Source organism: Corallococcus sp. CA053C, assembly GCF_003611675.1.
GTDB lineage: Bacteria > Myxococcota > Myxococcia > Myxococcales > Myxococcaceae > Corallococcus.
The window spans coordinates 1-26,241 of record NZ_RAWA01000090.1; the positions used below are offsets into that span (position 1 = coordinate 1).

A 26,241-nucleotide genomic window follows, 5' to 3' on the forward strand; every position below is an offset into this window, starting at 1 on the left:
CCGCGCCCCTGCCCGACGGCATCACGCGCCTGTCCCTGCGCGAGGGCTCGCTGGAGGTGCTGGGGTTCGCGTCCGGCCGCGCGGGAAGTGACCGCGACCGCTACGCCTTCTACGTCAAGGCCCACGGCCCGCTCCGGCCGCTGCGCGTCGCCTTCCACGGCCCCGACGGCAGCGTGGAGCGCGTGCTGGATCCGGGGGCTTCGCTGCGCGGGGCCTCCGCGCTGATGGGCGCGGAGTGGTTCATCATTCCCGTGGTGGGGCCGCCCCGTGCCCAGGTGACAGGCCTGGAGATTGGCCCCATGGGCCAGCGAATGGCCCTGGCCTCCGAATAGGTCGCCACCGTGCGGGTGCTCACGGTGGCAGGCTGACGCGGGCGCGTCAGCGTCCCTGGAAGCGGGGCGGCCGGCGCTCGGCGAAGGCGGAGAAGGCCTCCGTCAGGTCATGCGACTGGAGGAAGGCCGCGTTCCACACCGCCACGTAGCGCAGCCCATCCGCGATGGACTTGTCCGCGCAGTACTCCATCACCTGCTTGGCCCCCTGGATGACGAGCGGCGGGTTGTCGGCGATGCGCCGGGCCGTCGCCCGCGCCTCCGTGAGCAGGGCCTCGGGCGTGGGGAAGACCTCGTTGACCAGGCCCATGCGCAGCGCGCGCGCCGCGTCCACGTCACCGCCGGTGTAGGCCAGCTCGCGCGTGTTCCCCTCGCCGATGATGCGCGGCAGCCGCTGGAGCGCGCCCAGGTCCGCGACGATGCCGACCTTCACCTCGCGCAGGGAGAACTTCGCGTCCTGCGAGCAGTACCGGAAGTCACACGCGGCGATGAGGTCCATGCCTCCACCAATGCACCAGCCATGCACCGCGGCGATGACGGGCTTCTTGCACCGCGCCACCCCTTCGGTGGCCTGCTGCATCTCACCAATCAGCTTGAGCAGCCGGCTGCGCTCCAGCGCCAGGTTGCCCTCGGCGGTGAGCAGCGGCCCGAGGGACTCCATCATCCCCATCAGGTCCAGGCCGAAGGTGAACTGCTTGCCCTCGCCGCGCACCAACATCACGCGCACGGCGTCGTCGTCGTCCAGCGCGCGGAGCGCCTGGGGCATCTCCCGCCAGAAGTCGGGGCCCATCGCGTTGCCCTTGCCCGGGCCGGTGAGCACCAGCTCGGCGACGCCGTCGCCCTTCTCGATGCGCAGTGACTTGTACGTGCCGTCCATCCATTCCCTCCCGTGGAAGTGAGCTGGCGGCACTTGACCAGATGCGGCGCGGCGGCGTCCACGGAAGTGCCATGGACGTCGCGCCACCCGACAGCTCAGCAGCACCCACCCACCACGCGGCCCGGCGCTTCGATGACCAACTCCGGCGCCGACACGGCCCGCGGTGACGCCACCCGCCGCCCTCCCGCCGGGCCGGGCTCGGGCGCCCGCGGGCAGGGGCCCTGAGACGCGTCCTCGGCGCGCTCGACGTGGGTCAGGTAACCCTGCAACATCAACAGTCCCTTGTAGATGCTCATGTCGCGTCTCCTCGCGTGTCTCGTTGAACCTGACTCAAGGTACGGACATGCTCCCCAGGGGAGAAGCGATGATTTTGCAACCCTGGTTTGAATCCTGCTCAAGGCGGTGACCTCCGATGCCCCGTCCGTACCTGTATGCCCTGCAGGGCTTCGTCGCCGCCGCGCGCCACGGCAACCTGTCACGCGCGGCGAAGTCGCTGCACCTGACGGTCAGCGCGCTGAGCCACCAGATTCGCGGCCTGGAGGAGCAGTTGGATCAGCGCCTCTTCGTGCGCAACGCGCGCGGCGTCGGGTTGACGGCGGACGGCCGCCGGCTGTTCGAGCGCGTGGCGGAGCACCTCGACGCGATTGAGCACGCGATGCGGCCGTACTCCGCGCGGCGTGACGACGTGCTGACGCTCACGCTGCTGCCCTCGCTCGCGACGAGCTGGCTCGTGCCGCGCCTGCCGCGCTTCGTCGCCCTCCACCCCCAGTTGGAGATCAACCTCCAGTCGAGCACGGAGGTGGTGGACTTCGAGCGGGAGACGGACATCGATGCCGGGCTGCGCTTCGGTGTGGGGCCCTGGCCGGGGCTGCGCGCCGTGCACCTGTTCGACGACCCGGTCACCCCTTCAGCGAGCCCGGCGCTCATCGAGCGGCTGGGACGGCCCACCCTGAAGACGCTGGAGCGCTTCCCACTCCTGGGCAACGCCTCCACCTGGGGCGCCTGGTTCGAGCGCTTCGGCGGCACCCCACCCCGCCGCTTCGTGGCCAACTTCGACGACACGGAGACGATGAACCGCGCCGCGGTGGAGGGGCTCGGCATCGCCCTGGGACGGCTGACGCTGATCCGCCCGCTGGTGGCGGCGGGCCTGCTCGTGCCCCTCTTCTCCGAACGTCTCAAGACGGACCGCGCACACCACCTCGTGTATCCCCCGCGCTCGGATGACCACACGGGGCTCGCCGCGTTCCGCGAGTGGCTGCTCGCCGAGGCCCGCGACTACGCCGCGCAGGACGCGAACACCCCGCCGCCGGTGGAGGCTCGCGTTCCCGGGCAGAAGCCCGGCACCCGGCGGAAGGCGTCTCGCGAGTAGCTTCCGCGAAAAACCCGCCAGGCATGAACAAACGCATGGCAGGCCGCGTGGCATCGCAATCGATTCGCATTTGTTGCGTACCCCCAGCGCCTTTCCGGGTTGTCTTCACGATGGGTGTGGTGGGGCAACTTCCCGTGATGACAGCGGACAATCCGGACAGAAGCATCTCGGATGTATCAGAGGGGGGCAGTACGTCATGCGAGTCGATGGTCCGTCATGCGCAACCCAGACAATCTCATCGGGAGACACGGGCAAGGCCGAGGCCCGTGAGGTCTCCGAGTCCAACGTCGTCCGGGAAGAAGGGGCTCCCGGCGCGCAAGGCCCGGATTCAACCTCCCGCTTCGAGGACGCGCCCGCGGCGCACCGGGAGCGCTTGCTGCCCCCGCCGCCGCCTCCTGCTCCCGAGCCGCCGCCGGAGCCCTGGCCCGTCCCGGAGAAGAACCTGAAGCGCGGTGACACCGGCGAGGACGTGAAACAGCTCCAGGACGCGTTGGTGGAGCTGGGCTATCTGACGCACGCGCAGGTCGCCACCGGGCCGGGCCTCTTCGGTCCGCAGACAGAGGCCGCGCTGGAGAAGTTCCAGAAGGACAACGGCGTCACCGCGAATGGCCACTACGAGGCCGCCACCCGCGAGGCACTGTCGAAGTCCCTCGCGCGCTCCGCGCAGACGGGCGGCAAGACGCAGCAACCCGCCCTGTCCGCCGAGGCCGCGTTCATCACCCAGTTCACCTCCGAGTACAACCCGCACGGTCCGACCGGCAGCACCAACTGCGGCCCCGCCAGCCTCGCCATGTCCCTGGCGTACACGGGCCACATGCCCGCGGGCCTCACGAAGGAGCAGCAGGTGGACCATGCACGCGCGCTGATGAGCCCGCGCCGCGCGTCGGAGTTCACCTTCGTGAACGCGGCGGACGGCACGCGCGTGCCGATGCTGGACCGGGACCATGAGTTCACCGGCGGCACCATGGTGGCGGACGGCATCCAGGGCGCGGGCCTCACGTCGCGCTATGGGCAGGGCTGGGAGTCGCTGGATCAGCAGCTCGCGGCGGGCAACCCCGTCATCGCCAACGGCGCCACCAACGCGGACTGGCGCTCGCAGTTCCCCGAGCGCATGGGCCGGGGCGACATCGCTCACCTCAACGCCATCCTCGCGAAGACGCCGGACGGGAAGTACCTCGTCGCGGATCCGCTGCACACCGGAGGCCCGGTGGCGATGACGCGCCAGCAGCTCAGCGTCTTCTTCTCTCCCACCGGGGGCCAGCCGTCCTTCAACGCCCTGCAGGGGGCCTCGCGCGGCGCCGGTGCCGGGGCCACGGCCGGAGCCAGCGCGGGGGCCAGCGCGAGCACCACCACCGCGCGGCTGTTGGACGAGGCCGCCGCGCGCTTCCCGCCGTTCAAGCCGGAGCCCTTCACGCTGCCCGCGATGGGCGTGGGGGTCGCCAACGTCGCGGGGGCGGGCGCGGCCGGCACGGACGTCCAGACGCGCGCGCAGCAGGACGCGAAGGTCCTGGCGGGCACGCTCCAGAACAGCCTGGAACAGGGGGCCGCGCAGTTCGAGCAGCTCATCGCCAGCAACCCGGACCCCGCCTACCAGGAGGCATTCGTCCGCGCCGCGGAGCCGTCCCTCGCGAAGATGGGCCAGCTCTTCGCCGGCGTGTCACCGGAGACGGACCGCAAGCTGCACCCGCGTCCGCCGCTGCGCCCGCCCGACCTCACGCGGGACCGGCCGCTGCTCGACAAGCTGGCGGAGGCGGAGACCGCCATCGAGCAGAAGGCGTACCTCAGCCTGGCGCGCGCCACGGAGCGGCTGGGAGAGCCGACCGCGGGCCTCGTGGGCCGGGCCTTCACGCGGGACACGCCGCCGGGCTTCGCCAACTTCTCGCTGAGCCACGCCATCCGCACCGCCGTCAACGTGGGCATCGGCTCGCGCCTCGCGTTCGACATGGAGCGCGCGCTGAACGTGAGCGAGGCCCTCCCGCCCGGCTTCAAGGGACCCACCCGCAGCCTGGATGCCAAGGCCATCCACCAGACGTTGTGGAGCGCCATCGACGGGCTCCGCACCCCGTTCGCGGCGGTCGCGGACAAGGCGGAGAAGCACCAGGCGCGGCTCACGGAGCTGCTCAGCGGCCCGGCGAAGGTCCTCACCCCGGAGCAGCAGCAGGCCTTCACCGCCACCTACCTGAACGACCCCGAGCGCAAGCATGACCTCGCGGAGTTCGAGCGGCTGAGCACGCTGCTGGCGCGCGCGGCCCCGGACGGCCCGCCCTCGGGCGATCAGGGTCCGGAGGTCGTGGCGCTGGCGCGCGAGCTGCCGCGCATGGCGGAGACGCAGTCCGGCGCGGAGTACCTCGCCTCCCAGCTCACCGCCCAGGGCGAGGGCCGTCCCGCGTTCCTCGACACCATCGGCAAGCTGAAGGACCTGAAGGACTTCGACGAGAAGCTCGCCCTCGCGCTCGTGAAGAGCGCGGGCTCGGGCGCCATCCTCGCGGCCGGCTTGAAGTGGAAGGGAGGCGCCGAGGCCGTCTTCAACGGGCTCGCGAAGAACGCCCACCTCTTCGGGATGAAGCCGAAGGACATGCAGCAGTACGTGAAGCTGCTGCGCGGCATCAAACCAGACTCGACGCAGGAGCAGGTCCGGGGCATCACGCGGTCGCTGAAGGACCTCCTGGAGAATCAGGAGACGGGGCTGCCGGGCAACCCGAAGTCCCCCCAGGGACAGGCGCTGCGCGGGCTGGGCGTCCTCGTCACCGCGTCGGCGGCCATCGGGGACGCCGCGGGCTGGAACCAGGCGGACTTCGCCGCGAAGCTCAAGATCGTCGGCGACGGGCTCAGCGTCGGCGGAGAAGGCGGGACGGTCATCCTCTCCGCGCTCGGCAAGGCGGCGCCAGTGCTCTCCAACGTGCTTGGCAAGGCGTCCGGCGCGGGCGCGCTGCTGGGCGTGGTGGGTGACGGCATCCAGTCCTTCCAGGCCGTGCAGGAGGGCAAGTACTGGAAGGCGGGCGCGTCCGGCGCCCAGTCGCTGGGGGCCCTCCTCATGGCGGGAGGCGCGCTGACCGAGTGGGTCCCCGGCGGCCAGCTCGTCGGCGCCGCGCTGTTCCTGGGCGGGCTCGCGGTGAAGTACCTGGACCCGGACCAGTACGCCACGCGCGGCGCCCAGGTGCGCCTGCTCACCGAGAGCGGCATGGACGGGAAGCTGGCGCAGGACCTCATCGACCTGGGCCCGGACCTCCTCGACAAGCGGCTGCGGCAGGAGGCGCGCATGTCGCCGGAGCAGGTGCAGCAGTTCATCACCGACCACCCGGAGCTCGCGCGCGAACCGCTCCAGTTCGACAGCCTGAGCCAGGGCGCCAACGCGATGGGGATGAAGGGCGCGGACTACCCGGCGTTCCTGGAGCGGCTGGCGAAGGCCCACGGCGTGGACGTCGGCACGCTCGCGGCCGAGGTCCACACCCGGTTCTTCGGCCATCCGCCGTCGGGAGGCGCAAGCCAGGGGCAGCTGTCCCCGGCCGAGGAGTTCCGCCAGTGGGTGGAGGCGCGCACACCGGAGGTCGCGGCGTGGGCGAAGCAGCACCGGACGCCCTGAGCGCGTCCGCGGGAGCACAGGCGCGCGGCAGCTCACCGCCGCGCGCCCCCCGTGCGGCGAAGGCTACGGCGTGGTGAACGCGGCGCTGAACGTCTCCGCGCGGGCGCTGGGCAGCAGCTCCGCGGTGACGTAGGGCGCACGCCAGGGCTCGTAGTGCGGAGAGCCGTCCGCCGCCACGCGCAGGTAGTACGTGGAGCCGGGGACCAGGACGTCCGGCGGCAGGCGCAGCTGCGTGCGGTCACCCGGCACGGTGAAGCGCGTCTGCACGGTGAGGAAGCCGTCCGTGGGCAGCAGCACGAGCGTCACGGCGTAGGCCCGCGGCGTCCCCAGGACGGGCGGCCTCCAGCTCACCACCGGCTGGCTGGTGCCCACCTGGCGCGACACATAGGCATCCACTCCGTCGATGCGCAGCTCCCGCGGCGGCGAGATGTCCGGCTGGATGGGCCCGGCGACGAGCCGGTCCAGCCGGTCCGTCACGTAGAAGGTGCTGCTCGGGTAGAAGCTGCGGCCGTTCACGACCACCGGCGAGGACGCCCGGAACGAATAGGACGCGTTGCCCACCACGCCCCAGGTGGACGGATAGGGATTGCCGAAGGTGAGCCGGCGCGTGAGGACCCCGTCCTCGCCCCGGGGCAGGTACATCTCGAGCAGCTCCCCCTGGTAGCCCACCCAGCCGTCCTGGAGCCCGTTCGCCGCGGGCACCACCGTGAGGATGGGGTAGTTGGACGACGCGCTCGGATTCGCATCCGTGCGCCAGCGCGTGAACTCCGCCAGACGCCACTCCAGGGAGAACGAGGTCTGCGGCGGCTGCAGCATCAAGCCACTCAGCGACAGGAACGACGCGCCATCGGGCGTGTAGTCGAACGCCGGCATGCGCAGGCTCTTCGACACGGCGGCGTACGTCAGCGGCGCGCCACTGCTCGGCGTCGTCCCGGCCGACGTCACGCTGAGCTGGTTGACGTAGAGCCGGTCCCCCTTGGCCGCGCTCAGGACGGGCATCGGGTAGCCAATGCTCTGCACGTAGCCGTCCGTGGTGCTGTAGGACGTGGTGCCCTCGGGCGGCTCGCTCGAATAGAAGGACAGGTAGGCGAACACGTCCACGTCGCCGCTGGTGACCTGCAAGGAGCTGCCCGGGTTGTAGAGGCTCGTATAGGGCTGCCAGGGCGTGAGCTGGGAGAAGTTCACCTGCGTGGGCAGCTCCACGGCAGGGGGATGGACGGCGTCCGCGCGGCCCACGCGGTTGACGCCCAGGTCGAAGTGGCGCTCGCGGGTCAGGAAGTAGCTGCGGGACGTGCGCAGGAAGTACTCCCCCTGGGGCACGTTGTCGAAGCGCATGCCCCCCGTCACCGGGGTGCCCGTGCGACGGTCGAAGCCGCCGTTGGGATTGGGGATGAGGAGCTCCAGGTCCTGGCCCGCCAGGCTCGTGGGAACCACCGTCACCGTCCCGTTGCTCGCGTGGAAGCGGCTGTCGGCCGTCACCAGCACGGAGGTGTCCAGCGTCCCCGCGTCCGTGCCTCCGTCGGCGTCACCGCACCCGGGCAGCAACGGATCGTCGGTGAAGACCGCCGTTCCTTCGCGAGGGTCCGCCTGCACGACCTCCTGCGGGTTCATCTCATCAGCGGAGGGGTCTCCTCCCGCGCAGCCCAGCCAGGTGGCGCAGACGGGAACGAGCAACAAGGACAATCGACGCAAGGACATGAATGGCCCGGGGGTGAAGAGAGGGTTGGGTGGTCCGCCCCCGGTAAACGGCAATCGACAGATTCCCTGACTATTTCGTCATGACTGCAATTGAAGGATTTTCACGGTAGCGCCATGGACAGCGCCACAGGTCGAAGATGTGATGCCCCTCCCAGTACGCACCGCCGCTCTGTGGCCAGACGATGAGAGCAGCCGGAAGCGGGAAGGCCTGCGCCTGCAAGGATGCGCGACTAGACTCGCGCGGCATGGTCCTGAAGCGGCAGGAGGTTCTCGTCCTGAAGCCGGAGCGCGGGGGCGTGCCGTGGCCCTCCGTGCTCGGGCTCGTCGTGGCCGGAGGCATGGCCGCGGGGCGCTGGATCCCCGTCTTCGTGGGCTCGCTCGAAGCGGTACAGGCCGTCGAGTCCTTTGTCCATGCCGCGAAGGCGAAGCTCCAGGAGTCCGTGAAGCCAGCGGCACCGCTCGCCTCCACCCCTTCGGAGCTTGTCTCCGCGATCCAGCGGGCGCGCGGGCCCGGCGCCGAAGCCGAGCACATCCGTTGCTACGTTCGTGGCCGACACGCGACGGACGGGACGGGCGCCGTGCCCGCTCCCTACGAGGCCTGGCTGAAGCAACTCGACTCCCTCGACGACGCGGAGCCTGTGAAGTCACCGTGGTTCGAGCTTCCGAAGGCGCACGTGCGAGCGCGCGTCGTCGACGCCATCCGCCTGGAACTCGCGTACGGTGAAGTGCTGATGACGCCCGCCGCGGCCGAGTCCCTGGCGGAGCAATTCCTAGCCCTCTTCGATGAGGAGGCGCGCTTCTTCTCGGCGAAGGAGCGCTTGACCGACTGGAGCTTCGAGCGAGGGATCGTCGGCCGCGACTCGACCCGGACCGGCCTCCTCTGGGTCGAGAGCGACAACCGCGGACGCTGAGCTTCAACGCAGACCCAGGAAGGCACCTCACCCCATGAGCTTCTCCCCGCCCGTCACGCCTCCTTCGGATGTCCACTCCGTCCTCCGCGAGCGCGGCTATGCCGTGCTCAGCCGCGCGGGCCTGTGCGAACTGGTGGGCACGCCTGCCTCCGCGCTCGACGCGTTGCTGCCGACGTGGAACGACCTGCCGCTCGACGGATACCTGCGGGACGGCGGCCGCTACCGCTCGCGCCGGCACTCGTGCTTCGTCGTCGACGGGGCCTCGGTCTCCCAGGTGCCGCACCGCGCGCACTGGCAGCCCGTCGAGTACAACGCGCTGCACGGCGGACTGGAGCGCTGGTTCGAGCCGGTTTCACCCGCCGTCGTCTCGCAGCCCGTGTGGCCCCGGTTGCTGAGCGAATTGGGCGCATGCTGCTCCGCGCTGAAGGGAACCCGGTCCTGGTACGTCGAAGCGCATCAGTTCCGGATCGACACGACGGATGGCATTGGCCGGCCGACCCCCGAGGGCGCGCACCGAGACGGCGTGGACTTCGTCGCCGTGCTGCTCACGGGCCGCGAGGGCATCAAGGGCGGCGAGACGCGCGTGTTCGAGGCGGCGGGGCCGAACGGCCTCCGCTTCACGCTCACCGAGCCCTGGTCCGCGCTGCTGCTCGATGACGCGCGCGTGATCCACGAGAGCACGCCCATTCAACCACTGGACGGCAAGGGACACCGGGACACGCTCGTGCTGACCTTCCGCGCGAAGGGCTTCCAGGGCCCCTGAACGCAGCGCCCGAGCCGTGGAAGCCAGCGCGCGGGCGCTCTTGAGGCCATCGGTGTGCGCGCAGGTGCTCCCGGCAGCCCGCCTTTGCTAGCGTGCCGCGCCCTATGCCCTCCCTCCGTAACGCGCTCGGCGCGGGCGTCCTCGTGCTGGGCCTGGTGACGGCCGGGCTCGCCGTGCAGGCCTTCCAAGCGAAGCAGCACGCCGCGGTCGAGGCGCGCATCGCAGCCCGCGAGAAGCCCGTCCTGACGCCTGCCCCGGGCCCCGCGCCCCACGGGCTTCCGGTCGTTGCGCCGGCCGGGCTCGAGCGCGGCGAGGTCCCCCGTGGGCATGTGGACGGAGTGGCGCTGCGCGCGCTCCTGCTCCGCCGCCAGTTCGAGGAGCTGACGCTGGCGGTCGAGCAGCTCCAGTGGGGCATGGAGTCGAACCCCCAGGACGAGCACTGGATGACGGACGGCATCCAGGCCCTCGGCAACGGGTCCCCCGACTCGGAGGCGCTCCTCGACGCCTGGGTGGAGGCGTCGCCGCGCTCCTTCGCGCCCTTGCTCGCAAGGGGTGCCCACTGGGTGAACGTGGGCTACCTGCGGCGCGGGACGAGGGTCGTGGCGACGACGGCGAACGAGGAACTCACCGAGATGCAGAAGGCCTTCGAGCGTGCGGTGCCGGATCTCCAGCGCGCCTGGGCGCTCCAGCCGAAGGCGGTCGCGGCGGCGCGGCCGCTGCTCAACGTAGCGACCGCGCTCGGCGACCGAGAGGCGCGCGAGCGCATCTTCGCCCGCGCCGTGGAACAGTGCCCCTCTTGCGCGGACATCCGGGCCGTCTACCTCTACGGGCTGCGCCCCCGCTGGGGCGGCTCCTACGAGGAGATGGAGGCCTTCGCCGAGGCCCAGGTTCGCGCCCACCCCGAGATGGGCTTCCTGCGCGGCTTCGCCGATTGGGACCGCGCGGATGATCCGCGGGCCGAGAGCGACAACGACCGGGAACGGGCCCTGCTCGACCGGGCGCTGTCCACGGGTGACTACTGGGAGTTCAGGCGGGAGCGGGCGAAGCGGCTGCGCCGCGCCAAGGACCTGGACGCCGCGCTCGTCGATGCGAACCGGGCCGTGGCCCTGCGGCCCGCTCGCTCGGACGTCTATTTCGAGCGCGCCCGGATCTTCGCTTCCAGCATGAAGTGGGGGCCCGCGGGAGAGGACCTGCTGCACGGCCTGCGGCTGGAAGCGACGGACGCGGACGGGCGGTCCCTGCAGCCTGTCGTGGTAAAGGGGCTCATCTACGCAGCCTGGGAGCAGCATCAGGCCGGACGCCGCGAGGAGGCCCTGCGCCTGCTCGAACTCGCGGGGGAGCTGTCCCCAGGCGACCCCGAGGTGACGCGCTGGCGCACCCGGGTCGTGAGCTCACCGCTGAAGGCGGAGGCGCAGCCCGAGTCGCCGGAGGACTTCCGCGCCGTGCAGCAGCGGGACTACGCCCTGGCGCGAGAGGGGCGCTTCGCGGAGATCCTCCCGCTCTGGGACGCCTTCCTCGCGCGCAATCCCGACCACGGGCTCGCCTACATGGAGCGCAGCGGAACGCACTACCACCTGCGCGATATCGAGGCGGCGCTGTCCGACCTGAAGAAGGCGTGTGACCTGGGCATCAACGAGGGCTGTGCCCGGGCGCGCCAGGTCGAGCGCGCCAGGGCCCCAGCCCGCTGAGCCTCAGCGAAGAAGGACGGAATCGGTCAGCCGCCCCGTCCTACTTCAGGGGCAGCGTCAGGTAGGACGGGCTGCTCGACGAAGAGGAGAACTTCGTCGTGGAGAACAGCGGCGCCTTGTCCGCGTAGAGCGGATCCACGGTGTCGATGACGAGCGAGAGGCGATGGCCGCTCGGGACATCGTAGGCCGTCGCCGGGAAGTCCACGTCCACGGCCTGGGGCTGGCCAGCCACGGCGTCCCGGAACGTCACCGCGACGTGCGTGACGAGGCTCCCCGTCCCCGCCCAGTCCGTGTCGTAGAGGTAGGCGATGACCGTCGTCTGCCCGGAGCTGCCCGGCGTGACGGTCAGGCGAAGGTGCGCGGCCCCGCGCACGCTCTGCGCGCTCGACAGCCAGTCCGACTGCCAGATGCCCGCGTTGTTCCGGTCCACCGCAGGGATCCATGCCTTGATCGGTTCACCGGTGATGGCCTCCGCGCCGTTCGTCAGCAGCACCACGCCGCCGTTGGCGACGGTGTCATCGCCCGCGACAATCGTCGCGCTCCAGCCCGCCTGCGAGCCCGCCGCGAGGTCGCCCTCCTTGTTCCACCAGTGCACCTCGCTCAGGTTGTAGCGCGCGGTGCCCTTCGTGACGGCGCTCCACGACGGATACGACTCATAGGTGCTCTGGCCCCGGAGCTGGAGCTGCACCGGGTTCTCCGAGGCGATGCCGGTGTCCACGCCGCGCAGGTAGTGGTCGAACCAGCGGTGCATGCTCGTCCAGGCATCATTGGGCAGGCCGAGGATGCCGGTCAGCTCGGGGATGGCGTGGTCACCCGGGCGGAGCTCGAGCCGCTTCGGGCCCGACAGCCGGGTGTAGAAGTCCGTCAGCTGGTTCGGCCCGAAGAAGCTGTCGCCGTAGGCGTTCGCCATGAGGATCGCCGGGCGGTTCGCGTTGATGCGCTCCAGGTACGTCGCGGCGCTGCGCACCTGGGCATAGGCGATGACGCCGGCCAGGTTCCGGTTGGCGAAGAAGTCCGACAGCGTCTGCTTCAGCTCCGCCGACGGCTGCCCCGTCAGCTCCGCGGAGAGCCCCAGCAGCGCGGCGCTCTGCAGATGCCGCGTCTGGTTCGCGAACAACGAATACGGCAGGTCCGTCCAGCAGCTCAACGCGGCCACGGCGCGGATGCGCGAATCAAAGGCCGCGCCAATCAGCGCCATCCCCGCGCCATAGGAGACACCCGCCGCACCGATGCGGGTCGGCTCCGCGGAGGTATTCGCGAGCGTCCAGTTGATGACCTCGGTCAGGTCGCCGATGTCCTTGGGGCCCGCCGTGTCGATGCCGCCTCCCGACAAGTAGAAACCTCGCGGCGTGTACGACACCACCACGTACCCGGCATTGGCGAACTGCTGCGCCTGCACGAAGTACTCCAGGTTGGGCAGCGCCCAGCTGGTGATGAAGACAATGGCCGGATACCGCCCCGGCGCATCCGGGGTGAAGACGAAGCTCTTGAGCACCACTCCATCCCGCGTGGAGATGTCAACGACACGCGTTGACGCCGCTGACGCGGGGGTGGTGACAACACACAGCGCCAGAACGACAGACACAGCGATTGCACGGAACCAGGCCAAGGCGCTCCTCCTTGAGATCTCCAACCTACGGTCCCGAAGGTTACGCAAGCGTAGGTATCATGTCAAACAGGATTTCCTGACATGCGGCTCTTCGCGGTTACGCCGGTATCCAAGCCTGAGTGTCCTGCAAATCCACCAACGTGTAGTGCGAGGGCGCTCCGTCCTCGTCCTCATCACTGTCTCGGATGGCGACCCGGGCCCGCTTGAGCTCCGCCAGCGACAGGAAGCAGTCGTTCGCGTTGGGCAGCGGCTTGAAGAGGGTCCTTCCATTGCTGTGCAGGTAGAAGGCGCGCAGGGGGGCGAGGGAAGTGAAACCGGGAGAACTCGGCCAGGAGGCGTTTCATGGACATGGATCAGTCCGCGTAGGGCCGCTCTGGCCCCGGCGTGCTCCACTGCCCTGCACCGGAGCAACAGACCTCGCTCCCATTCACCGGTCGCCCGTGGGGGTTCAACGGGACTTCAGGCGCCTTGGCAGAGGAGGCCGGCGCACTGTGGCCGTGGGCCCTTACCTTCCTCGCGCTGCCCGGACACCGCCGGGCCGCTTCTGCCTGGGAGGCCCCCATGTCCGAGCTCACTCCGTCACGCCGCGCGCTGCTGTCCGGCGCCACCGCCACCGCCGCGGCCCTCGCGCTTCGCCCATCGTCCGTGCTGGCGGCCGGGGCTCGTCCCCGCGGTGCCCTCGCCGGTGAGCCGGTGCGCCTCTTCGCCAACGAGAACAACTCAGGCCCCTGCGCGGAGGCCCTGCGCGCCATCCGCGACACGGCGCCCCTCCTGGGCCACCGATACGCGGGCCGCGCGATGGGAGAGGCCCTGGCCCGGCGCATCGGCACGCTGCATGGCGTGGAGGTGGCGAACACCGGCACCTGGGCCCCGCCGGTCCGCGAGCACGGGCCGCAGGGCACGGGGACGGGCCTGCGCAACGTGCACGAGCAGCTCGCGCAGCTGTTCCCCGGACGCGCGCAGGTGGTGCACGTCGAGGCCGACGGGTGGGTGCGCGTCACGGTGGGGCTGCCCGCGGTGGAGGCGGCCGCGGGCGTTGAAGAAGGGGGGGAGCCATGGGCGCCGTGCGCCGCGCGCTGCTGGTGGATGACGAGCGGCTCGCGCGGGCGGAGCTGCGGGAGCTGCTGCGGGTCCACCCGGAGGTGCAGGTGGTGGGCGAAGCGGACGGCGTGGACGCCGCGCTCGCGCAGCTGGAGGCCTTGAAGCCGGACCTCGTGTTCCTCGACGTGCAGATGCCGGGAGAGGGCGGGTTCGAGCTGCTCGCCCGCGTGCCCGAGCCGGCGTTCGACGTGGTGTTCGTCACCGCGTACGACGGCTTCGCCCTGCGCGCGTTCGAGGTGAACGCGCTGGACTACCTGCTCAAGCCCGTGCACCCGGAGCGGCTCGCGCGCACCCTTGCGAAGCTGGAGCCCGGACGGGAGCGGGCCGCCGAGGCGCGGGCGGAGGGCGCGGCGCGGGCGAAGCTCATGGAGGATGACCTGCTGTTCCTCGAGGACGGCGCGAAGTCGCGCTTCGTCCGCGTGGCCCAGGTGGTCGCGGTGTGCGGCGCGGGGGACTACTCCGAGGTGGTGGGCGCCGATGGACGGCGCACGCTGTCGCCCCGGCCGTTGAAGGAGTGGGAGACGCGGCTTCCGGAGAAGAGCTTCGCGCGCATCCATCGCTCGGCGCTCGTGAACGTGGCGTTCGTGGAGCGGGTGGAGCGGGGCCAGGCGGCGGTGGGGAGGTGTTCGTCCGCGGGTTGGGCGAGCCGCTGCCATTGAGCCGTGGGCACGCGGCGTCGCTGCGCGCCCGGTTCGGGTAGCCCTCCTCTCAGCGCGGCACGAGCACCTCGCCGGGCTGGTGACTCCAGACATCAGGTGGTGAATGCCGTCATCGCGCCACGCGACGCATCGCGGGCTCAGGTGACGGAGGCGCTCGTCGCAAGGGATTGATTTCCCGAGCAGTGGTCAGCCCGGGCCGTCGCGGGCGGCGGGGCCGGGGTGCTGGCATGCGTCCTGCTCCAGGTCCTCGCATGTCCATCGCGTCCCTGAACCGTTCGTCGTTCTCCCTGCCCCTCTTGAGCACCTCCCCGCTCAAGCCGGCCGCCACTCCGGCCCGGGGCGTGGTGGGCACGCCGGAGCAGCAGCCCCAGAACGACCTGTGGCGCAAGCTCATGACCGACTCCTTCGAGCAGGGCCCGATCAAGGCAGGCGGCGCTTCGGGGGGATTCGAGAAGGAGCTGTCGCAGCTGGTGGGTCAGCTCCTGCAACTGGCGAAGGGCCTGGAGACGCAGGCGCTGGGAGGCCAGGGCAGCGACCTGGGCCAGGGGGATCAGGAGGGTGTCCCGTCCATCGACGCGTTCGAACAGCAGAGCCCGGCTCCCGCCGCGAGCCTGGCCACCGCCCCGGCCACCAACCCGGAGCATCCCACCTACGCCAGCGACGCGGGCCCCGGGTTCGGCCCGCCGTCCGCCGGCTCCACCGAGCCTGCGCCCGCGAACGCGCCGTGGCTGGCCAAGAACAACGTCGGGTCGCCCTACAACAGCAACATGCAGCTCATCGACCCGGGCCAGAAGGGTCAGTTCAAGTTCACGAACACCTTCACCAACACGACGAACGCGCCGCAGACGATCACGCTCTGGAACAAGACGGGTGAGAACGGCGGCCCGAACGACGGGCAGCACTTCGACAAGAGCACGCCGAAGACCTTCACGTTGCAGCCGGGCCAGTCGCAGGTCGTGGCGTTCGACAACAACAGCAGCGTGGCGTGGTGCGCGTCGAAGGACGGCTCGGCGAAGCCGGGCGCGAACTCCGGTCAGACCTGGGGCGAGGCGACGTTCGGAAACGCTGGCACGGGCTGGAGCGGCTACGACACCAGCCAGATCAGCCCCGCGGGCCACACCGGCAAGATGTCCATCACGAACGAGGCCACCGGCGTGACCGTGACGGAGGCCAACGCGTGGCAGACGGAGAAGGACGACCCGGCGGGCCATGACATCGGCGTCCCCGCCGGTCCGCTGAACCTGAAGACAGACCTCGGCTGAGCCTTCCGCGCGGGCCCCCTCACGTGTCGAAGCGGAAGGCGGTCTCGCTGACGGAGGCTCGCGTCGCGAACTGCTGACAGAACCTGTTCAGCTCAGGGTACGCCGCCGTCGGTAGGACGTTGCGGAACTCCAGGTGCGTCACGAGACAGTAGAGCGTGGCCTCCAGATAGCTGAGGTCCCGCTCCGCGGGGAGCGCGGCGAGCACGGCCCCCACGTGCTCCTCCAGCCACGCCATCATGTTCATCAGCGACGTGCGCAGCTTGGCCTGGTGCGCGCTCCCTTCGGTGGCGCCGCCCATCTGGGACATGACGAGCGCCACCTCCGTCGACATGGCCTGGAGCGCGAGCTCCTGCGCATTGGCAAGCACCGGCGTGTCGAGGTCCTCCGGCCAGACCACATGGGGCTTGAGCGCCGACCGCCGCCACAGCTCGCGACAGACATTGAGGGAACCAAACCAGACACCCTGGGGCGTCTTCAGGCTCGGGATGCGGAGCGCGGGGTTGCCGCCGTAGTCCTCGGGATTGGAAGACATGAGGTCGCGCACCACCTGGAAGGAGCAGTCGACGCGCAGCTCCGAGGCGAAGATGCGCGTGATGCGCGTGAAGTGTGAGCTCGAGCGGCCGATGATGACGGGCCTGGCGAGCGCTTCAATGGCAGCTGGCATGCGAGCCTCCGCTTCGGGGAGCGACACGGCGCCACTGTAGCCGAGGGGCTTGCGACTCAGCTCCCCGCGGGCAGCGGGGCCTGGGCCTCCGCCACCAGGCCAGGCGCGGTCGGTGCGCCGAAGAAGCGCGCGAGCTCCGCCTGGGCCTCGCGGGCCTGCGTCCCGCTGATGCGTCCCTCGCGCTCCAGCCTCCCGACGATGACGCCAGCGCGGGTGCGCAGGGCTTCGGGCCGCACGGCCGGCAGCCAGCGGCGCGGGGCCGGCAGCATGGCCGCGAGCATCGCGCCCTGCGCCACGCTGAGCGCCCGCGCCGGGACGCCGAAGTGCTCACGCGCCGCCGCCTCGATGCCGTAGACGCCCTCGCCCCACTCCACGACGTTCATGTACAGCGCGAGGATGCGCTGCTTGGACAGATCCGCCTCCAGCCGGCGGGCGAGCAGCAGCTCCTTGCCCTTGCGCAACAGGCTCCGGTCCGTGGAGAGGTAGAGGTTCTTCGCCAGCTGTTGGGTGAGGGTGGAGGCACCGCGCCCCAGACGCGCCTCGCGCACCGACTGCTGGAAGGCGTTCTCCACCTCGGTCCAGTCCACGCCCTCGTGCCGGTAGAAGCGCGCATCCTCGGAGATGAGCACGGCATCCACCGCGTGCGGGGCCACCGCGCTCAAGGAGACCCAGGCCTGGCGCACGCGGGGCTTCCTGCCCGCGTCCAACGCCTCGTCGGCTCGCTGCGCCATCAGCGCGGTGGTACGCGGGTTCTGCGTCCGCAGGGTGCTCACGTCGGGCAGCCGCGCGTACTCGACACCGAGCCAGAGCGCGAGCAGCAGCCACGCGCCCAGCGCCCAGCGCCCCCAGCCAGGGCTGGAACTGGAGCGCTTCCCCACGACGCGCCGGGCGCCGGAGGAGAGCTGCTTCGTCTTCTGCGTCCGGGAGGAGGCGGCTCGGGCGGAGGGAGGACGGGAGGCCATGGATGTAGGCAGATGTGCCCCGAGAAGCAGCCCCTGTCCAGAAGACGGCCGGGACGGCAGAGGCCGTTCCCGCTACGGGACGGAAGTCGCCACCGCCCCAGTCGCTCGGGCAGTGAGCGACGTGGGGGGACCCGCGTCCAGCCTGCGCCGCCAGAAGTCCTCCGTGGCCCACCGCTGCTCCAGGGCGTAGTGGGCCTGGCGCGCGGACAGGTAGCGGTTGAATTCCGCGGCCTGTTGCCGTGCGTAGTCCTCCAGCGCTCCACTGTCTCCTTCCCGTGCGGCACACAGGGCCCGCGCCGACGCGCGCCCGGTGCGCAGCCCCTTGAGGATGCCGCTCGAGGAGAGTGGATCCCACATCGCTGCGGCGTCCCCCACCGCCACCCAGCCCTCCCCCGCCGCGTGCTCCAGGCGGCTCGTCTCGCAGCGGCGCACCTGCAACCGGGTCACCGCCTCGACCCCGCCCACCCGCTCGCGCAGGTGCCGGGTGGCGCGAAAGAGCGCACTCCACCCCGCCGGCCGCAAGGCACCGAGGCGCTGGAGCACATCCACGTCGCTCAGGAGCGTGAGGATGAGGCGGCCCCCGGGCAGCGGCGCGGCGTACCACCAACCCTGGGGCGTGGCTTCCACGACCAGGTGCTGCTCCTGGAAGCCGGGGGGCCTGTCGATGATCCCGGACACGCTGCACAACGCATCCCACTCACGCCGCCGCACGCCCTGCTGCCGCGCCACCCATGCCGAGCGCCCGGTCGCATCCACCAGGGCCTCGCAGCGCAGCTCCGCCGGGCCCTGGGGCGTGCGGATCCGCACCCGCCACCCGTGTCCCTCGCGCTCCAGCTGGGTGACGCAGGTGTCCCGCCACAGCGGCACCTGGAGTCGCCCGGCGTGGTGGGCCAGCAGCGCGTCCAGGTGTCGGCGCTCCACGTGCCAGCCGCTCCCATAGGGGTTGGCGAGAAAGGAGTGGTGGTGGGGCCGCTCCGAGCCCCAGGTGGCTTCCAGTCCCTGCGACTCCAGGAAGCCCTCCGTCGCCAATGGCTCGGGTGCCAGCAATTGCCGCAGCTCGGCCCAGGTCACGGGGGACAGGGTCTCCCCGGGGCGCCAGGCCGCGTAGTCCGTGCGCTCCAGGACGCAGACGGAGACCCCTGCCCTCACCAGGCAGAGGGCGGCGCTCAGGCCCGCCACGCCGCCTCCCACCACCACGACGTCATAGGGGGTGTTCATGGGGAGGGCCACCCGGGCTAGGCGGAGGCCTTCTGCGCGGGGGCCACCGCGGTCGGGGCGGGGCTGCCCTCGGTCTCGAAGCAGGCGTCGCCCTCGCTGATGACGAAGCCGAGCTGCGACCAGTGCTTCTGCATCTGGGCGTACATGGCCATCTCGACGGCGGAGGTGCCCTCGGGCGCGCTGCTGGTGAACTCCGGCTTCTGCTTCGCCTCGACCTCGGCGACGGCCTCCAGGGCGCGAGTCCAGGGCACCATCTGGAGGTCGCCCTTCTTCGCGTAGACGTCATCCGGACGGTGCGCGGCCCACCACATGTGGAACATGCCGTCGCCCGTGAAGGCGTCCTTCGTGAAGGACTGGGGGTCGAAGAACTGCTTCTTGCACTGGTAGAAGTCCGCCTGCCAGGGCAGCGCCATCTGCTGGGAGAAGAACCCCGGGCCGATGGCGAGCTTCGCCGTGGCGGGGAACGCCGTGCCCGAGTGCTTGATGCGGAAGGGCCCCGCGTACAGCTCGGTCCGGCGCACCATCCAGCTGCAGTCGATGCCCGGGAAGAAGGGGCCCCCCACGGCGTTCTCCAGCGCGCCCCGGTCGAGCCCCCCGGCGCTGATGTCCGGGTCGATGGCGTGGGCCTTCGTCGCGTCCCAGTCCTCCTCGAACGCGCCCTCGGCCCAGCGCTTGAGCAGCGCGTACTGCACCCGCGTGAGGGTCATGAAGTAGCCCGTCTTCATCCCCTCGTCGGGCGCTTCGTCCGAGTACAGGTCGCCGAACCCCTTGGGCATCAGCAGGGGCTCGAGCGTGGTGCTGAAGGGGTCGCGCAGGTAGCCGACGATGGTCTTGCGCAGGCGCTGGCCCTTGAGCGAGGCCACCGTGCCGAGATCCACCTCCACGCCCGCGAAGGTGGCATGGAAGGACTTGGAGGCCTCGGGGTTGTGGACGTGGCGGTGCCCCAGCGCGCGCTCGAGGATGGGAAGGATTTCCAACCGGAAGGAGGGCTTGTACGTCGGGAAGGAATGGGTCGTCGTGTTCCAGTCCGCGCGCTGCTTCTTGAGCCGGGCCAGCAGGCCCTGGTTGAAGAGGCCGTCCGCGTCGGGCAGCGGCACCGCCTTGACGCGCACCGCCTGGTCCCACAGGGTGTCGAACAGGCGCACGACGTTGCCCACCGCGGGGGCGAAGTCCGGCGGCCCCACCAGCAGCCACGCGCCGTCCTTGCCCTCCAGCTTCGCCGTCTGCGTCTGCCCTGCCTCCGTGTAGGTGAGCTCCGCGCTCACGGGCCCGTCCGACATGTCGTCGAACCAGTGATCATTGTTCACGTAGTCGTCGATGAGCCCGCCCTGCGCCGTCTTGTTGGACTGGCCGAGCCCGCCCAGCACGAGCAGGCGCCCCTGTGCATCCGTGCGCAGCTCCCCCAGGGTGGTGATGGGAATGTGGGTCTTGAGGTTCTTGAGGGGCACGGCCGGCTGGCTCTTGCCTGAGATGGACTTGAGCCCGGGGTCGATGACGAGCAGCCGTTCGCGCTCGGCGGCGTCCTTGACCTGTGCATTGCGCACCTTCGCCCAGGAGCCATCCGCCCCATCCTGCCCATCGAACTTGAAGAAGGCGGCCTTGCGGTTGGCCAGGTGGACGTTCCACTTGATGCCGGTGACGTCGTTGCTGCCCGGAGTGACCTCCCGCAGGGGCGTCAGCACACCGTCCTGCATCGCGTATTCGAAGATGCGGAAGCGGGCCGCCTGCCGCTTGATGCGGCCCTGGTCATCCTTGAAGGGCAGGAACTTCCCCTGGGTGATGTTGAAGTTGGGAGGCTGGTTGGGATGCTCCGGACCGATGAAGAACTCGTCCGGGGAGTTGCCAACGCGGGCGACGCCCACGGCAGGGTGGATGCGGAAGAAACGGGCCATGGTCTGCTCCTCGGAATCAGTGGGTCTGCGTGTACAGCTGTTCGATGAGCGTGATCAGGCGCTTCCTGTCCGTGTCACCCATCTCCCGGTCCACGGGCATCTTGAAGCCGACGATTTTTGCCTGTGTGGGATTGGGATCCAGCCGGTCGAGGATGGGGCCGCTCTGATCCGCGACCATGTCCTTGCTGAAGACGTCGTAGCGAACGGCGCCGTGGCAGCGGTAGCAATACCTGTTCAACAAGCCGAGGAGCTCCTTGTCCCCGGCGGCCGACGTCCAGTTCAGGGGGGCCGCGGTGGGCTTGCGGTCCTTCTTGAGCGGATGGCCGGTGTTGAAGAAGGTAACGGCGCGCTTGACGAGGTCCGGCTCCGGCGCCACCGCGGTCCTATGCACCTCCAGCCACTTCTGGGTCGCGGCGAGGTGGAAGCCGGTGGGGTTGACGTGCTTCTGCATGGCCGCGACCTCCTGGTTGAGCTGTCGCAGCACGCCGAAGGCGGTGGCGTACTTCACCGACGTGACGTTCTTGCCCGCGTCGAAGAGCGGGGCCGGCGCATCGGGCTTGTTCAGGGCGGGGAAGTCCCCATCCGTGAGGCGGTCCAGCCAATGGTCGGTGTCCAGGTGGTTGAGCACGGCCTTGCCGCGCAGCGAGCCATGGCAGGTGTCACACCCGTTGGGGACGAAGTAGGGGGCGCCGCCCGGGAGCGAGGCCGCATCGAAGAAGGCATTGAGCCGATTGGAGAGCGTGGAGCCGTCCTTCGTGGCGCCGAAGTCCAGCCAGTAGATGCTGTTGAGCTCCGCGTTCTGACAGGCGGTCTGGTTGGCCCCGCATGCGCGGGTGATCAGGGCCACCTGCGTGTTGACGGAGCCGTTCTTCTGCGACAGGGGCACGTTCGTGCCGCCAAAAGGGCTGTGGGGGGCGCTGGTGAAGTGGTTGAAGAGGATCCAGGCGCTGTCCACGAAGTGCGTCTTCGCCGCGGAACCGGGGCGGGCATTCAGGCGCACCAGCCGGCGCCAGCCAATCTCACGCGTGGCGGGAGCGACGCTGAAGTTGACGATCTTGGGCGCGAAGAAGCGGGAGGCGAGGATCTCCTCGCTCGCACCGGCTCTCTGCACCATGACGGTCCATTGGGCCCTGGGCTGGTTCTTGGGGTCGGCGACATCGATCGTGACCGTGTCGGGAACCGTGGAGGTGGGCGAGCACTGGTTGCACCGGGCCAGGTACTTGCCCGTGTCCGCCTTGAAGGCGACCTTTCCGTTGGGCAGGAGCTCCGGGGTGAATTGAGCGTTGAAGGGCGGGGTGGCGCCGCTCTCATGGGCGGTCGCGAAGTCCGCGATGGTGGCCTGCGCGATGCATCTGTTGCACCGGGCCACATAGTTGCCCGTGTTCACCTTGAGGGCGATCTTGCCATTGCCCGCGTCCACCACCTCGAAAATGGCGGCGGGCACGGTGCCCACGCCGGTGACATGGACGGTCAGGGTGTCCGGCAAGGGGGGAAACGCGGGAGTCTGACAGTCTTTGCAGCGGGCGAGGAACAACCCCGTGTCCGCCTTGAGAGCGACCTTGCTGCCCACGGGCAGCGCCTGCGCGACGGTCGCATTCCCTTGCATCAACGCTTTGGGCGCCGCGAATTCGACGTCCGCGGGGGTGAGATCCTTGTAGCCGAGGTAGCTCAGCAGGTCCTTGAAGGTCGCCTGGCTTTCGACGGTCGCGGGCGTGAGGAAGCCCAGCTTCCCGGAGAGTTCCTTGTAGTACGCGGACGCCTCCTCGGGACTGCCATTGTTGAGGGCGCTGGCCTGGGGCGTGGACGGGACGGGCTGCGCCAGGACAGGCCGCGCCTGCAGCGCCAGCAGGAAGCCCAGGGCAGACCATGAGCCTCGGCGGAGGAACGACGATGGGAGCTTGAACAGTTTCATGTCGTGGTCGGAGGCTGGGGCTGACAGACCGCACGCCCAAGTCGCGTCGCGCTGTCGCCGCGCTCGAATTGCAAGCACCACGCCACACCGTCCAGGAGCGGACGCCCGGAGAAGCTCCTCGTGCGGAAGGCGCCGAACGCGGCGTCAGCGAGGGACGGACACCGTGTCGACGTGTCAATGACACGCCAATGACGTGTCAGCGCGAGCGCCTCTCGAACGGGGCAGGCTCACGCAAAGGGAGGCACCCGCCCTACCCGGCACGGCGTGAACAGGCGCGCGCTCATGCCATGCAGGGTGCGTACCTGGAGGGTCCTGGCCCGGGGGGAGCCAGGATGGCGCGAGCTGCCGTGCGCCACTTCCACCGTCGTGTTCGCCGTCTTAGAAGAGCTTGTCCCAGCCCGTCTTCACCCAGTTCTTCACCGCGTCGACCTTGTCGCCCCAGCTGTTGCCGTGGGGCCCGGCGATGTCCACCACGCCGTTGACGCCGCGCTTGCGCAGGTCCTCGCCGGCTTTCACCGGATCCTTCGACTCGCCCCACACGGAGACGGTGCCCGCGGGGAGGAAGGTCTGGATGGCGCCGTCGGTGAGCAGGTCGTGACGCACCACGAAGGTGGCCGGCCCGCCCAGCTCCTTCGCCAGCGCCACCATCTTCGCCGCGTCCGCGGCCTTCACGGGCCCGTCCGTGGGCGGTGGGTTGATGGCGAGGATGGCGTTGGGGAAGCGCTTGCGGATCTCGGGGCCCCACTTCTGCATGTCCCCGAAGCCCAAGTTGAGCATCAGCCGGTCCTCGGGGATGCCCACCTTCTCCAGCTCGGCGAGGACGGCCGGCATCTGGTCGCCCTCCTTGATGTCCAGCTTCAGGCCGCGCCCGGACGCCTTGCCCATCGTCAGCCACTCGTGGAGGGTGAGGTTGTCCCCGTCCTCGTGGCCCGTGTCGTGGCGCATCTCCGGCGAGTTGCGGTTGATCTCCTTGCGGACGTCGCCCTCGAACCAGTTGGCGCCGCTGTCCAGCGCCGCCTGGAACTGCTCCTTCGTGTTGGTGCGGTGCGCGTTGCGTGCCTCGGAGAGCGGCTGATCGCCGCTCCAGGTGTTCCCCGCTGGCGCGGCGGGCGCGGCGGGCTGGAAGCGGTCCGCCTGGGGGTGGCCGGTGGGCGCGGCCGGGACGGCGGCCTTCGCGGCGGGCGCCGAGGGCCGGGGTTGCGGGACGACCGCGGGACGGGTGCGAACGTTGGAATCGATGGGCACGGGTGACCTCCGAAATGACATTGTCAGCGGTACGCCGCAGAAGGTTTCCTGGTTACAGGGCCGCACCTTGCATCCCTTGACGAAACCTCCTGACGCGTCGGGTCAGGACCCGACCTCCCGGCCAGGTGCGCACGAGCCGCGGGTGATTCAGCTCAGGCTGCCAATCATGTCCGGTGGCCTCTCTTCACGGCGGCGTCGGTCACGCGTCGGGTGGGGAGCGCCTTCTTCTTCGCGACCGCGGGCTTCTTCGCGCGCGTGGCGATCTCCGCGAGCCGCGCCTGCACCAGCTTCTTCACCAGCTTCGCCGGGAGCGGTTCGTCGGGCAGGAAGGTGATGCCGCTCTTCGACGTGGTGTAGCCGTCCAGCTCCGCCTTCAGCACCGGCACCACACCGCCGCTGAAGGGGTAGTAGCCGCAGTGGGTCTTGAAGAACGCGAAGCCCGCCACGGCGTTCCCGTCGACCTTGAAGGTGGGCATCCGGTAGCTGATCGTCTCGGTGGCCCCTGGGAGCAACTTCCGGAGCTGCATCCGCAGCGCCCCCAGCGTCTTCTTCGCCGCCGGGTCCGTCAGGCTCGCCATATAGGCGTCGATGGGTTTGGGTTCCCGAGTCTTCGTCGCCATGGTCCTTGGCCCCCCGAGGCGTTGGTTCCCCCCAAGCATACCCCTTCAACACGGACCTCCACGTAGCGCTGGGCGAATTCTCGCAGCAGGTTCATGGTGTTCGTGTAGCACCCCCGCGAGGACCCATGAAGCTCGAGCGCCATGTCGGAGGACTGTCGGTGGCGCGCAAGGTGAACTACCTGCGTGCGCGCGGCTGGCGCGAGGACACGGGTGGCTGGTCGAACGAGCGGTTCCGCCCTGTGTCCATCCAGCGCGCCATCCACCACCAGCTCACCGATGACCTCAGCCGGGCGCTGTGCGGCCTGGGCTGGCAGGTGGTGGGCTACTCGCCGCGAGGCTATGTCCAACTGCGCGACGGCGAACAGGGAGCGCCCTGCTCGCTGCCCAAGGCGCTGCGCATCCAGGCCCGGCGGGAGCGACGGCCGGTCGCCGAGCTGACGTACGTGTTGTTCCTCGCGGCGCTCCTCGAAGTCGAAGGCGGCGCCCCCACGTAAGGGTGCCGGCCCGCGGCGCGCGTGACATCATCGAAGGTCGCAAACCCGTGCTGAAGAGGTCCCGTGAGCGCCGCCACCCTCGAAGAAGGCCCGTTGCGGGGCCCGAGCTTCTTCCTCTCCCGAACGGCGCTCCGCGCGCTCGCGCTGGCGCACCGTGGCGCCTACGGCACCGCAAGGCCCCATCCGCACGTCGTCATCGATGGCTTCCTGGGTGCGCAGCTGGCGTCGGGACTGGCGGAGGTCTTCCCGGGCGCTTCCGAAGCCGACTGGAAGCGACGTGATCACGTGGAACAGGCGGCGCGGTTGGGGCAGCTCCAGCGCAAGGCGTTCGAAGGGGTGCCCGGTGCGCTCCGGCACCTGCTCTCGGAGCTCTCCGGCATGGCGTTCATCGACTTCCTGGAGACCCTCACCGGTGTCCAGGGGCTCATCCCGGATCCGCACTTCCGGGGCGCCGGACTGCACCTCACGCTGCGTGGGGGCCATCTGGCGCTGCACGCGGACTTCAACCGCGATCGCTTCCGTGCGCTCTCACGGCGGCTCACGGTCCTGTACTACCTGAACCCCGGCTGGGAATCCGCCTGGGGTGGTGACCTGGAGCTGTGGAACGCCGACCTCTCCCGATGCGAGGCCCGGATCGCCCCGGTGCTTGATCGGCTGGTCGTGATGGCGCACGGGGACACCCACTGGCATGGCCACCCCGCCGCGCTGGAGTGTCCCGAGGGACGGGGTCGCGCAGCGGTCGCAGCCTACTTCTACACCGCGGAAGCATCCCCGGACGCGCCCGAGGCCCACAGCGCCCTCTGGGCGCCACCGCGCTCCTGAAAGCGATGCACGCTGTCTGTGTTTGCACGGCGGCGCGAGCGATGCCTCTCCGTCAACCTCCGTGCACCCCTCGCGGTGTCGCTCGCGCTTGCGCCACCGACGCCAGCAACTCCGGCCCGGGCCACGCGTTGCTCGGCCGCCCTTCCGCGAGGAAGTCCACCGCGGGCACCAGCACCTCCGGCGCATACAGGATGCGGAAGTGTCCCAGCCCTTCCGTGCGCGTGAGCTTCGCGCCCGGCCACGCGCGCGCCACCGCTTCGCCCGCCGCCAGGGGCACCTCGCGGTCCTCCACGTCGTGGAAGATGCGCAGCGGCACGTCCAGCCGTGACACGAAGCCGGGCAGCGCCAGGTCCGCCAGCCGCATGCCGAAGCGCGCTTCGATGCGCTCCGCCATCCGCCGCCACACGTCCTCCGCCAGGCCCACCGTCTTCGCGAAGTCCTGGATGCCTGCCAGCGGATCCGCCGGCGGCGAGAGGAAGACCGCGCGCTCCACCTTCATCCCGTCCCGCAGCGCCACCGCCGTGGCCGCCGCGCCGAACGAGTGCGCCACCACCGCGTAGGGC

22 protein-coding genes and 1 pseudogene are annotated in these 26,241 nt (G+C 70.3%); 11 read left to right on the plus strand and 12 right to left on the minus strand.

Annotated features, from left to right (window positions below; genetic code table 11):
* Nucleotides 1–332, plus strand: a pseudogene (locus D7V97_RS44640) (dolichyl-phosphate-mannose--protein mannosyltransferase); the annotation flags it as partial.
* Nucleotides 333–378: 46 nt separating this feature from the next.
* Here the strand turns inward: D7V97_RS44640 and D7V97_RS14765 are convergent.
* Both D7V97_RS14765 and D7V97_RS14770 read right to left on the minus strand, forming a co-directional pair.
* Nucleotides 379–1,206 (minus strand): crotonase/enoyl-CoA hydratase family protein, encoded by an 828-nt coding sequence (locus D7V97_RS14765; protein WP_120611276.1) that lies wholly within the window; start codon nucleotides 1,204–1,206, stop codon nucleotides 379–381.
* Between the two features lie 95 nt (nucleotides 1,207–1,301).
* Nucleotides 1,302–1,502 carry a hypothetical protein gene (locus D7V97_RS14770; protein WP_120611277.1) on the minus strand — a complete coding sequence of 67 codons (201 nt, stop codon included), beginning with the start codon at nucleotides 1,500–1,502 and terminating at the stop codon, nucleotides 1,302–1,304.
* Between the two features lie 116 nt (nucleotides 1,503–1,618).
* On the opposite strand from D7V97_RS14770, the gene D7V97_RS14775 reads away from it, so the two are divergent.
* Both D7V97_RS14775 and D7V97_RS45340 read left to right on the plus strand, forming a co-directional pair.
* Entirely contained in the window at nucleotides 1,619–2,575 is a 957-nt protein-coding gene (locus tag D7V97_RS14775; protein WP_120611278.1) for a LysR substrate-binding domain-containing protein, read from the plus strand.
* A 196-nt stretch (nucleotides 2,576–2,771) separates the two neighbouring features.
* Nucleotides 2,772–6,158: a peptidoglycan-binding protein gene (locus D7V97_RS45340; protein WP_199728811.1), complete on the plus strand. Its 3,387-nt coding sequence runs from the start codon at nucleotides 2,772–2,774 to the stop codon at nucleotides 6,156–6,158.
* A gap of 63 nt (nucleotides 6,159–6,221) precedes the next feature.
* Here the strand turns inward: D7V97_RS45340 and D7V97_RS14785 are convergent, their stop codons facing one another.
* Nucleotides 6,222–7,835 carry a fibronectin type III domain-containing protein gene (locus tag D7V97_RS14785; protein ID WP_147444814.1) on the minus strand — a complete coding sequence of 538 codons (1,614 nt, stop codon included), beginning with the start codon at nucleotides 7,833–7,835 and terminating at the stop codon, nucleotides 6,222–6,224.
* Between the two features lie 266 nt (nucleotides 7,836–8,101).
* On the opposite strand from D7V97_RS14785, the gene D7V97_RS14790 reads away from it, so the two are divergent.
* From D7V97_RS14790 to D7V97_RS14800, 3 genes are all read left to right on the plus strand, one after another.
* The gene (locus tag D7V97_RS14790; protein WP_120611280.1) at nucleotides 8,102–8,767 is read left to right on the plus strand and encodes a hypothetical protein; all 666 of its coding nucleotides are present in this window, start codon (nucleotides 8,102–8,104) and stop codon (nucleotides 8,765–8,767) included.
* 34 nt (nucleotides 8,768–8,801) lie between these two features.
* Nucleotides 8,802–9,530 (plus strand): 2OG-Fe dioxygenase family protein, encoded by a 729-nt coding sequence (locus tag D7V97_RS14795; protein WP_120611281.1) that lies wholly within the window; start codon nucleotides 8,802–8,804, stop codon nucleotides 9,528–9,530.
* Between the two features lie 104 nt (nucleotides 9,531–9,634).
* Entirely contained in the window at nucleotides 9,635–11,218 is a 1,584-nt protein-coding gene (locus D7V97_RS14800; protein ID WP_233582814.1) for a DUF4034 domain-containing protein, read from the plus strand.
* Between the two features lie 40 nt (nucleotides 11,219–11,258).
* Here the strand turns inward: D7V97_RS14800 and D7V97_RS14805 are convergent, their stop codons facing one another.
* Nucleotides 11,259–12,713, minus strand: a complete 1,455-nt coding sequence (locus D7V97_RS14805) for a CocE/NonD family hydrolase (RefSeq protein ID WP_233582816.1) — start codon at nucleotides 12,711–12,713, stop codon at nucleotides 11,259–11,261.
* A gap of 675 nt (nucleotides 12,714–13,388) precedes the next feature.
* Between D7V97_RS14805 and D7V97_RS45895 the strand changes: the two genes are divergently transcribed.
* The 3 genes from D7V97_RS45895 to D7V97_RS14815 all read left to right on the plus strand — a co-directional run bounded on the left by D7V97_RS45895 (nucleotide 13,389) and on the right by D7V97_RS14815 (nucleotide 15,849).
* Entirely contained in the window at nucleotides 13,389–14,030 is a 642-nt protein-coding gene (locus tag D7V97_RS45895; protein ID WP_233582818.1) for a hypothetical protein, read from the plus strand.
* Entirely contained in the window at nucleotides 13,952–14,587 is a 636-nt protein-coding gene (locus tag D7V97_RS14810) for a LytTR family DNA-binding domain-containing protein (protein ID WP_233582822.1), read from the plus strand. Before D7V97_RS45895 ends, D7V97_RS14810 begins: the two co-directional genes overlap by 79 nt.
* A 251-nt stretch (nucleotides 14,588–14,838) precedes the next feature.
* Nucleotides 14,839–15,849, plus strand: coding sequence for a hypothetical protein (locus tag D7V97_RS14815; RefSeq protein ID WP_120611284.1), 1,011 nt, complete (start codon nucleotides 14,839–14,841; stop codon nucleotides 15,847–15,849).
* A gap of 19 nt (nucleotides 15,850–15,868) precedes the next feature.
* Here D7V97_RS14815 and D7V97_RS14820 read toward each other — a convergent pair whose 3' ends face one another.
* The 7 genes from D7V97_RS14820 to D7V97_RS14850 form a co-directional block, all read right to left on the minus strand.
* Complete coding sequence (locus D7V97_RS14820) at nucleotides 15,869–16,513, minus strand: glutathione S-transferase N-terminal domain-containing protein (RefSeq protein ID WP_120611285.1); 645 nt, start codon at nucleotides 16,511–16,513, stop codon at nucleotides 15,869–15,871.
* Nucleotides 16,514–16,569: 56 nt separating this feature from the next.
* Nucleotides 16,570–17,475 (minus strand): monofunctional biosynthetic peptidoglycan transglycosylase, encoded by a 906-nt coding sequence (gene mtgA / locus D7V97_RS14825; RefSeq protein WP_120611286.1) that lies wholly within the window; start codon nucleotides 17,473–17,475, stop codon nucleotides 16,570–16,572.
* A 72-nt stretch (nucleotides 17,476–17,547) separates the two neighbouring features.
* On the minus strand, nucleotides 17,548–18,693 hold the full coding sequence (locus D7V97_RS14830) for an NAD(P)/FAD-dependent oxidoreductase (protein WP_120611287.1): 1,146 nt from the start codon (nucleotides 18,691–18,693) through the stop codon (nucleotides 17,548–17,550).
* Between the two features lie 17 nt (nucleotides 18,694–18,710).
* Nucleotides 18,711–20,585, minus strand: coding sequence for a LodA/GoxA family CTQ-dependent oxidase (locus D7V97_RS14835; protein WP_120611288.1), 1,875 nt, complete (start codon nucleotides 20,583–20,585; stop codon nucleotides 18,711–18,713).
* Nucleotides 20,586–20,601: 16 nt separating this feature from the next.
* Entirely contained in the window at nucleotides 20,602–22,497 is a 1,896-nt protein-coding gene (locus D7V97_RS14840; protein ID WP_120611289.1) for a hypothetical protein, read from the minus strand.
* Nucleotides 22,498–22,875: 378 nt separating this feature from the next.
* Nucleotides 22,876–23,742, minus strand: a complete 867-nt coding sequence (locus D7V97_RS14845) for a DUF2181 domain-containing protein (protein ID WP_158623364.1) — start codon at nucleotides 23,740–23,742, stop codon at nucleotides 22,876–22,878.
* Between the two features lie 164 nt (nucleotides 23,743–23,906).
* The gene (locus D7V97_RS14850) at nucleotides 23,907–24,362 is read right to left on the minus strand and encodes an iron chaperone (RefSeq protein WP_233582820.1); all 456 of its coding nucleotides are present in this window, start codon (nucleotides 24,360–24,362) and stop codon (nucleotides 23,907–23,909) included.
* A 125-nt stretch (nucleotides 24,363–24,487) separates the two neighbouring features.
* Here D7V97_RS14850 and D7V97_RS14855 point away from each other — a divergent pair, with 125 nt between their 5' ends.
* A complete protein-coding gene (locus tag D7V97_RS14855; RefSeq protein ID WP_120611291.1) occupies nucleotides 24,488–24,856 on the plus strand; it encodes a hypothetical protein in 369 nt (122 codons plus the stop codon).
* A gap of 63 nt (nucleotides 24,857–24,919) precedes the next feature.
* Nucleotides 24,920–25,678, plus strand: a complete 759-nt coding sequence (locus D7V97_RS14860; RefSeq protein WP_120611292.1) for a 2OG-Fe(II) oxygenase — start codon at nucleotides 24,920–24,922, stop codon at nucleotides 25,676–25,678.
* A 52-nt stretch (nucleotides 25,679–25,730) separates the two neighbouring features.
* Here D7V97_RS14860 and D7V97_RS14865 read toward each other — a convergent pair.
* Nucleotides 25,731–26,241, minus strand: a 511-nt coding sequence (locus D7V97_RS14865) for an alpha/beta fold hydrolase (RefSeq protein WP_368668917.1), incomplete at its 5' end; no start/stop codon positions are given.

Bases quoted from the DNA above. Each gene is read 5' to 3' on its own strand.
- D7V97_RS14830 (WP_120611287.1), bottom strand. From the start codon at position 18,693: ATGAACACCCCCTATGACGTCGTGGTGGTGGGAGGCGGCGTGGCGGGC.
- D7V97_RS14775 (WP_120611278.1), top strand. From the start codon at position 1,619: ATGCCCCGTCCGTACCTGTATGCCCTGCAGGGCTTCGTCGCCGCCGCG.
- D7V97_RS14850 (WP_233582820.1), bottom strand. From the start codon at position 24,362: ATGGCGACGAAGACTCGGGAACCCAAACCCATCGACGCCTATATGGCG.
- D7V97_RS14770 (WP_120611277.1), bottom strand. From the start codon at position 1,502: ATGAGCATCTACAAGGGACTGTTGATGTTGCAGGGTTACCTGACCCAC.
- D7V97_RS14800 (WP_233582814.1), top strand. From the start codon at position 9,635: ATGCCCTCCCTCCGTAACGCGCTCGGCGCGGGCGTCCTCGTGCTGGGC.
- D7V97_RS14765 (WP_120611276.1), bottom strand. From the start codon at position 1,206: ATGGACGGCACGTACAAGTCACTGCGCATCGAGAAGGGCGACGGCGTC.
- D7V97_RS14835 (WP_120611288.1), bottom strand. From the start codon at position 20,585: ATGGCCCGTTTCTTCCGCATCCACCCTGCCGTGGGCGTCGCCCGCGTT.
- D7V97_RS45895 (WP_233582818.1), top strand. From the start codon at position 13,389: ATGTCCGAGCTCACTCCGTCACGCCGCGCGCTGCTGTCCGGCGCCACC.
- D7V97_RS14820 (WP_120611285.1), bottom strand. From the start codon at position 16,513: ATGCCAGCTGCCATTGAAGCGCTCGCCAGGCCCGTCATCATCGGCCGC.
- D7V97_RS14795 (WP_120611281.1), top strand. From the start codon at position 8,802: ATGAGCTTCTCCCCGCCCGTCACGCCTCCTTCGGATGTCCACTCCGTC.
- mtgA (WP_120611286.1), bottom strand. From the start codon at position 17,475: ATGGCCTCCCGTCCTCCCTCCGCCCGAGCCGCCTCCTCCCGGACGCAG.
- D7V97_RS14815 (WP_120611284.1), top strand. From the start codon at position 14,839: ATGTCCATCGCGTCCCTGAACCGTTCGTCGTTCTCCCTGCCCCTCTTG.
- D7V97_RS14790 (WP_120611280.1), top strand. From the start codon at position 8,102: ATGGTCCTGAAGCGGCAGGAGGTTCTCGTCCTGAAGCCGGAGCGCGGG.
- D7V97_RS14855 (WP_120611291.1), top strand. From the start codon at position 24,488: ATGAAGCTCGAGCGCCATGTCGGAGGACTGTCGGTGGCGCGCAAGGTG.
- D7V97_RS45340 (WP_199728811.1), top strand. From the start codon at position 2,772: ATGCGAGTCGATGGTCCGTCATGCGCAACCCAGACAATCTCATCGGGA.
- D7V97_RS14840 (WP_120611289.1), bottom strand. From the start codon at position 22,497: ATGAAACTGTTCAAGCTCCCATCGTCGTTCCTCCGCCGAGGCTCATGG.